This is a genomic window from Paenibacillus sp. P4_A7 (assembly GCF_056402455.1).
Genome location: NZ_JBFUHJ010000310.1, coordinates 1 through 6,529 on the forward strand (window position 1 = coordinate 1; position 6,529 = coordinate 6,529).

Here is a 6,529-nt window from a genome sequence, read left to right on the forward strand (position 1 = left end):
GGCTAGTAAACCAATCACATTCAGCGATTATCCGAAGGAAACAGAATGGATATTGTCTATGCGAGAATGGGTCAATGAGAAGATTAAAGAGAAATTACTTTTATAGGAAGAACAAATCGAGTTTGAACGATGAAGAGATTCCACGGTATGGCAACAGCCAAATATCGTGGGCTCTTCCGTATACGAATACAAGCCTATCTTACCGCATTTGTGGTCAATGTGAAACGAATGGTTAGGTTAATAGAGCAAAAGCAGCCCATCCTCTAACGAGGAATAAGCTGCTTTTTTTGTTTTTCAATCACTTTTAAGGGATCTTGAGGGATTTTGAGTCATTTTGTAGTGAAATATTTTAAAAAAATTACTGACTTGTATAAAATTTGTAGATTTCTAAAGTTTTTATAGTTTGTTATGCAAGGACGAAGACTTATGATAGGGATCTAAACGAGTCTATTTCAACAACTTATTTCCAATTTTCTAATTCTTTTAATAGAAATAGGGAGGCTATTATGGAATTAGATCTATGCAAAGCGTTGGTCGTCGACGATGAAGTTTGGATTCGCGAAGGGATTCAAAATCATTTAGACTGGTCATCTTTAGATATTCAACTGGTTGGTGCTTTCGAGAACGGCTTGGAAGCATTGGAATATTTGAACAGCCATGAAGTGCAAATTTTGATAACAGATATACGAATGCCTACATTGTCGGGATTAGAGTTGGCGACCAGGCTGAAATCTCAACAGAAGCCATTTCCTACGAAAATTATTTTTTTGAGCGGCTACGATGATTTTCATTATGCCCAGGAAGCAATAAGGCTTGGCGCTGTCGACTATTTAATGAAGCCTGCYGGAATCGAGGAGCTGTCCCGGTTGCTTCAAAAGTTAAAGAATGAATGCCGCTAAATCTGGAAATCCTTATAGTATCGTAACGTTTAATCAAGGAACAAAACCATCAATTGCATTTGCTAAAAACACGGAATACCATGATTATACTGCTGGAGAAATCAACAATTTCGATATTTTCCCATATGAAGGTCGTTGGGCGAAAGATACTACTGATGTTCAAAACTTCTTATTTGGCCCCCTTGGCACAGGCGGATGGGGGTGGGAATCCGCCGGTACTTCTAAAACAATAGAGGAGTATTTGTATTTTTCTCTATCCGCCACCATTGGAAATCCGGTAGAGTCACGTACCCTTCATGGTGAAGTCTATGCCGATACGCTGGCTCTTTCCATGTATCGGTTAATCGCCGGTAAAAGCAGTAACTTACCCCTTCTTTCCTTTCTTCGATTCTGTTGAACCTGCCGCCGTTGCCGGAAGGAAACGGTCTTATGGGATAAATTTATATAATTCCACATGAAACGATGCACTTATTTGTCCGGCAGAATACAACTGCTACTTTCAAAGAGGGGAATGAGATCACGTTGATCGACATTCTTGGCAACGAGTCGGACGAAATGATCTGTATTATGAGGAGTTGCACCAAAACCAGCGTGGTATAAAGAATCTATATATACTACAAGATATCCATAGATCTTCTATAGAATGCTTGCCCGCATCGTAATTATAATAAATGTACGGTAAACGGTTTCAAATTCACGTTTAACGCTACAATGAAAGGGGAGGTCTCCTATGAGAAAGATTGGATCTTTGGTGGTAGCAGCTTCGTTGATAGTTGGGTTAACTGCTTGCGGAGGTGGCAATAACGCAACTTCGGGAACAAAACCGACAGATACGGCGAAAGGCAGTAATGAGCAGGCGGCGGCTACGAAAGCAAAAGAATCTGTCAAGGCGAAATTATTTTATGACAATGCGGCATGGACAGACTACCTGAAGGAGATMAACCCAATTACGTTGAAAAACGATCAAACGGAGCTAACCGGTGTTCCGTACAACGAACCCACTTCCTTCCAAACGGCAGTTCGAATCGGTTTTACAACGAACGATGGGGCAGATGTGTTTAAATGGTGGAACGGCTTTCAAATGAAGGAACTCGTTGATGCTGGGTTTCTGGCGGACATGACGCAGCAGTGGGAAGACATGGTTAAGGACGGCGTGGATCCATCTATGGCCAGTACGTTGACCTTTGATGGCAAGACGTACGGGATTCCAGCTGGCGTGCACTATTGGGTGATGTACTATAATAAAAAAGTATTTAACGACAATGGACTCAAGCCGCCGAAAACATGGGATGAATTCCTGACAGTTTCCGATGCATTGAAGGCGAAGGGCATCACGCCAATCGGCACAACGACGACGGACGTGTGGAACGGTTTCATCTGGTTTGAGGAAATGATGATTCACTCCAATCCTGACCTTTACAACAAGTTGGTCATCGGTCAAGCGAAATATACGGACCCTGGCGTCGTCGAAGTGATGAAGACATGGAAGTCATTGTACGACAAGGGTTATTTTGCGAAGCCCATGGATTGGAATAAAGAAATTCCATCAGCGATGGCCAAAGGACAGTTCGCGATGTATATGATGGGTACGTGGTATTCAGACTATTTTAAAAATGCAGGAATGAAACCGGGTGAAGACTTTGGAACATTCGTACTCCCTGCTATCAAGTCGGAAGCGGGCAATACTGTCATCTCCGAGGTGACCCCATTCCTCGTTTCGCAGAACTCAAAGAACAAAGATAATGCCATCAAAGCGCTTGTAAACCTGACGAAAAAAGAAGCGAACGAGAAAGTGCTTTCACTGTATGGAGGCGTTCCGATCCGCAAGGATCTTGAGTCCAAAGACCCGATCATTAAAGATTTGGTTGGCACTATCAATGCTGGAGGGTATAAATCGATTACGCGCTTTTGGGAAGCGACACCTTCCGAACTCTCGGAATATGCTTCTAGCGAATTTGTACGATTCATGTTGAACCCAGACCAATATATGACGGTACTAAATAATATTCAGAAAAAAGCTGATAAATATTGGGCTGATCATAAATAATAGTTATGCCAGGGAACTGCTGTTACGAGCGGTTCCCTGGTTATTTCGTTAGGGGGGGTATTCGTGTATGTTTCGTTTCCGAATCGGCTTATACTGATTATCGTTATTACGATTCTGATACCTACCGTACTCATCAATTTTGTGACTTTCTCCTTCATCAAGCAGGAGATGCAACCGGAGGCGGCATCCTGGCTTCAGGGGATGACGATGAACACTGGGGAAACGATGGATAGTTATACGAAGCTACTGCAAGGCATTACGAAAAATCCCGCTTACGACTACACGCTGATGGGCATTTTGGAAACGCACCAAAATAATAAGAACGGCTTGTTCGGTTACTCGTTTGACGAAATAGCGCAAATTAACGGGATGCTCTCTATGATATGGGCTGCCGACCGCAAAAGTCTGGTCACCATAGATTTGTTCGATAGTAACGGAAATCGATTTCGGATTGGAGAGAACATCAAGGACAGTGACACGAAATGGGTTGATCTCACTAGACAGTCACACGGGGAAAGCATTGTAACCCCTCCGTCGAAACTTAAGGACGGGCGTACCTTGTTTTCAATGTCTAGATTGCTGTATAATCCCCAAACGTTTAAAGAGGTCGGTATGATCCGCATGAACTTCCTGCTCGATTTCCTGAAACCATCAAGTAATGAGATGATACAAAAAGAAGGCTTTTTGTTGCTCGTGGACGATAGCGGACACGTTCTTTTCGATAATCGGCAGTCCTGCGATAATAAGTTGCTGACGGATTGTATTGGACCGAATCATTTTAAGAGCAGTTATAAATCGGAAGTGACAGGCTGGACGCTGGTCGGAGCAGTGCCAGTGTCACAATTATTTCACAAAATCAACCGAATCCAGCAAACCATTCTACTGGTCAACGTTTTCTTTTTCGTAATTGCCTTGTTAGTCATTGCCGGGCTTAGTTATCGGATTTCACATCCGCTTAAGAAGTTGAGTCGGATGATGCAGACAGCGCCCAAGGTGCAATTTCATATTCAGGTTTCGGAAACGAACCGAAAGGATGAGATTGGTTTGATCACATCTAGCTTTCGCCATATGCTCATCCGCATTCAGGAGCTCATTGCCGAGGTAACGTACACTGAGCAGCGGCGCAAACGATCCGAAGTGTTGGCGTTACAAGCTCAAATCAACCCGCACTTTTTAAACAACACGTTGAGTGCCATCGCCATGCAGGCGGAGATCGATGGTAACTATAACATCTCAGGTATGGCGTCCCAGCTCGGTAAACTACTCCGTTATGCAATCGGGCAAGAAAAGGAATGGGTGGACGTCAAGAAGGAGTGCGAGCATATTGAGCTATACATGCAGATCATGAGATACCGTTATCCGAGGGTTAAGTTAGAGCTAGAAGTCGATGAACAGGTGATGAAGTGGAGGATGATTAAGCTGCTCTTGCAGCCGATTGTGGAGAACGCAATTCTGCATGGTATTGTTCCAAATCGACAGGAAGGCACAGTCCGAATTTGGATCACAGTGAAAGCCAGGGAAACACTCTGTATAGTCATTGAGGATTCAGGGATCGGTATGGATGATGTAGAGATAACAGCCTTGAGGAATGCCCTGTCTGGCATCGAAATGCAGGAAACTACGACAAGAGAAGGGATAGGAATCCGCAATGTCTACGAAAGAATACGACTCGCATATGGGGACGGACCGATCCGATTCGATGTGGAAAGTGAAAAGTACCAAGGGACGCGATTCATACTTGAACTTCCCAGAATCGAGCAATATGAACGTACTGATCGTTGATGACGAGGAGGTGCTACGCCACGGAATTAAGGCGATGATTGAGCGGATGGATCTTCCTTTCACTGTAGTAGGCATGGCGGAAGACGGGGTGCAGGCGCTGGAGCAACTGGAGCAGCTTGAGCCTGATGTTATTTTGAGCGACATCCGTATGCCCAGACTGGGTGGTCTGGAGCTTATACAGTTAGCAACCGCCCAATATCCGAAGGTAAGATCGATTATTCTGAGCGGATATGACGATTTCGAATATGCGAAGCGAGCGATTCGTCTCGGTTGCAAAGATTATTTGGTCAAGCCGCCCAGTTTCTCCGAATTGCGGGAGCTGCTACTTTCGATTTATGAGGAACGTTCCGAGGAGAAAGAAAAGCTGCTGGATGAAACTCGAAAAAGCAAGATCATTAACCGCAATCAACTGTTGATCCGAACAGACTTCCTGCGTAGCCTTATAGCTAAAAGTGGTGTCTTGCGAACGACGGACATCCGTGAGCAGGCCAGGGGAATCGGGCTGAATCTTGATGAGGAGCAATATGCGGTAGCCACACTCAAGTTCGAGAAACAAGCTGAGCTTAGAAAGAAATATAATTCAGCGGAATGGGAGTTACTCAAATATGCTGCATGGAACATTACGGAAGAGATGCTAGAACACCCCCTATGCTTTTACGATGAAGCTTCACATCTCGTTTTGCTAATGAAGGAGCCTCTCTCGACCGAAGAGTGCATAGAAAAATGTATGGTGCTGCGCTATAACATTAACCATTTTCTAAATTTGACGGCTTCGATCTCCATCTCACAGCCGGTGCCGCTATCTTCAATTGGTGTTGCTTATAAGGAAGCTAGTCAGCTGTTAAGCATGAGGTGGGTGCGAGATAAGTCTGTTGTAGTCACTTCTAGTGATACTGCAACACTAACGAATGATAATATCCAATCTCACCTGGATCAGCTTCTAGAATTGTTTAAGGCTGACGATACACGGGAGATCTGTTCCAAGCTGAATAGCTGGATCCTATCAGTCAAAGGTTCAGCCTACTCGCCGACAGCTCTGGAACGACTTGCACAGGAATTGAAAATTGCCATGATTACGCTGTACCGCAATCTGCTCGTTTCCGATGAAGACTCCAGGACACAAGGGCTCTCCTCAATGCCAGCGTGGCTTGAACGGTTGGAACTAGCTGATTCGTTGATGGAGTTAATTTCTCCGCTCTTGCTAGCGATCGAGCGCTTGGATCTAAAGGAACAGTCAGGCACGCTGTTGCACAACCGCACGATCGAGCAGGCGATCGCATACATCCGGGCATGTTTCAACAGCAATTTGAACTTATCCTCTATCGCCGAGGAAGTCAACATGAATCCCACCTACTTCAGCGTATTTTTCAAGAAGAAGACCGGTAAAGGTGTTATCGAATACTTGACGGGAATCCGTATGGAGGAAGCAAAAAAGCTGCTGCAGGAGACGGATTCGAAAACTTATCATGTGGCCGAGCAGGTCGGCTACCAAGATGCAGCGTATTTTTCTAACCAATTCAAACGCTACACCGGGATGACGCCGCAGGAGTTCCGCAATAAAGGGCAGCTATAAATTCTACAAGAAATCCATAGATCTTCTATACCTTCTGCTTCGCCTTTTTCTTACAATAGTAGTAGAAACGGCGAGAGCCTAAGCTAGGAGGAAAAGAGAGATGACAGCATACTTGAAGAGGAACGGGGCAGCCCTGCTTTACACGCTTCCTGCCGCATTGCTCGTCACCGCATTTTTTATCACCTCGATCGTATATACGATCTACTTGAGCTTTACCGAATATAGCGG

The 6,529-nt window shown here is 44.6% G+C and carries 5 protein-coding genes; all 5 read left to right on the forward strand.

Annotated elements, in window-relative coordinates; all coding sequences use genetic code 11:
- Window positions 1–506 precede the first annotated feature (506 nt).
- The 5 genes from AC1DWN_RS24650 (at window position 507) to AC1DWN_RS24670 (ending at window position 6,301) form a co-directional block, all read left to right on the forward strand.
- Window positions 507–899 (forward strand): response regulator, encoded by a 393-nt coding sequence (locus AC1DWN_RS24650; RefSeq protein ID WP_477561536.1) that lies wholly within the window; start codon window positions 507–509, stop codon window positions 897–899.
- Complete coding sequence (locus AC1DWN_RS24655) at window positions 886–1,296, forward strand: hypothetical protein (protein ID WP_477561537.1); 411 nt, start codon at window positions 886–888, stop codon at window positions 1,294–1,296. Before AC1DWN_RS24650 ends, AC1DWN_RS24655 begins: the two co-directional genes overlap by 14 nt.
- Window positions 1,297–1,629: 333 nt before the next feature.
- Window positions 1,630–2,946, forward strand: a complete 1,317-nt coding sequence (locus AC1DWN_RS24660; protein WP_477561538.1) for an ABC transporter substrate-binding protein — start codon at window positions 1,630–1,632, stop codon at window positions 2,944–2,946.
- A gap of 63 nt (window positions 2,947–3,009) precedes the next feature.
- Window positions 3,010–4,728 carry a sensor histidine kinase gene (locus tag AC1DWN_RS24665; RefSeq protein ID WP_477561539.1) on the forward strand — a complete coding sequence of 573 codons (1,719 nt, stop codon included), beginning with the start codon at window positions 3,010–3,012 and terminating at the stop codon, window positions 4,726–4,728.
- Window positions 4,709–6,301: a response regulator transcription factor gene (locus AC1DWN_RS24670; RefSeq protein WP_477561540.1), complete on the forward strand. Its 1,593-nt coding sequence runs from the start codon at window positions 4,709–4,711 to the stop codon at window positions 6,299–6,301. Before AC1DWN_RS24665 ends, AC1DWN_RS24670 begins: the two co-directional genes overlap by 20 nt.
- The last annotated feature ends 228 nt before the right edge of the window (window positions 6,302–6,529 follow it).